Annotated in this window: 2 protein-coding genes; both read left to right on the plus strand. The window is 64.6% G+C overall.

Translation table 11 applies throughout. The features are described 5' to 3' along the window. Positions 1-580, plus strand: a 580-nt coding sequence (locus VTU_RS25710; RefSeq protein WP_040892046.1) for a CRISPR-associated endonuclease Cas1, incomplete at its 5' end; no start/stop codon positions are given. Continuing rightward, positions 552-869, plus strand: a complete 318-nt coding sequence (cas2e, locus tag VTU_RS0104875) for a type I-E CRISPR-associated endoribonuclease Cas2e (protein WP_010101396.1) — start codon at positions 552-554, stop codon at positions 867-869. The genes VTU_RS25710 and cas2e, both read left to right, overlap by 29 nt. Positions 870-1,124: the final 255 nt, after the last annotated feature.

Consider the following 1,124-nt stretch of genomic DNA (forward strand, 5'->3'; position numbering starts at 1 on the left):
CGTGGCGCGGCGCCAGGCCGAACTGTGGAGCAACCCGCGGCGGCGCATCAGCGTGGCGCGCCAGATGTACGCGCTGCGCCTGGGTGAAGTGCTGCCGCACCGGGATTTGGACACGCTGCGCGGTATCGAGGGTTCGCGCGTCAAGAACTTCTACAGACTGATGGCCGAGAAGCACGGCATCTCCTGGAAGGGCCGCAACTACGACCGCGCCCATCCCGACGCCACGGACCTGCCGAATCAGGCCATCAACCACGCCGCCACGGCAGTGCAGGCTGCGGCGGCCATCGCCGTGCAGTCGCTGGCGGCGCTCCCCCCGCTGGGCTTCATCCACGAAAACTCCGGCCAGTCCTTCGTGCTCGATATTGCCGACCTGTTTCGCGACACGGTGACGCTGCAAATCGCGTTCACCGCAGCCCGGCGCGCGCAGCAGGTGGGCGACACCATCGACAAGCTGGTGCGGCGTGAAGCGACTGCGGTGTTTCGCAAGCAACAACTCATTGGCGCAATGATCGACCGCATCAAGCAGGTGTTGCGCATGGACGAGGCAAGCCATGGCGCTGGTGATGATCGTGATGCGTGACCTGCCCGACCGCTTCCACGGCTTTCTGTCGTCGGTCATGCTGGAAGTGGCGCCCAACGTATTCGTCTCGCCCCGCATGAACCCCGGCGTGCGTACGCGCGTATGGGACGTGATGAGCGACTGGCACCGGCACGAGAACCAGGGCAGCCTGGTCATGGTGTGGCGCGACCTGAACGCCGTAGGCGAAGTGGGAGTGGCCCATCTGGGCACCCCGGCACGCGAACTGCTTGAGGCCGATGGCATGTGGTTGGTCAGGCGACGCGCGGCGTCGCCTGGAAATGCTCCTTAAAAATTTGGATCGATTTGCTGGTTTTCTCTTATGTGACATGGGTTTACATACGAGAGGTTGCCCCGCGCGAGCGGGGATAGGCCCAATGGGGATGCGGTCGCAAGCACTGCTTTTGCGGTTGCCCCGCGCGAGCGGGGATAGGCCCGTGGTCAAGGGGTTCAGGTACTTTGTAATGGTGGTTGCCCCGCGCGAGCGGGGATAGGCCCGAGCGGTTTGTTGGCGTCGGGATCATCGTCGAGGTTGCCCCGCGCGAGC

Origin of the sequence: Verminephrobacter aporrectodeae subsp. tuberculatae At4, from assembly GCF_000193225.1 — a bacterium.
GTDB lineage: Bacteria > Pseudomonadota > Gammaproteobacteria > Burkholderiales > Burkholderiaceae_C > Acidovorax > Acidovorax aporrectodeae.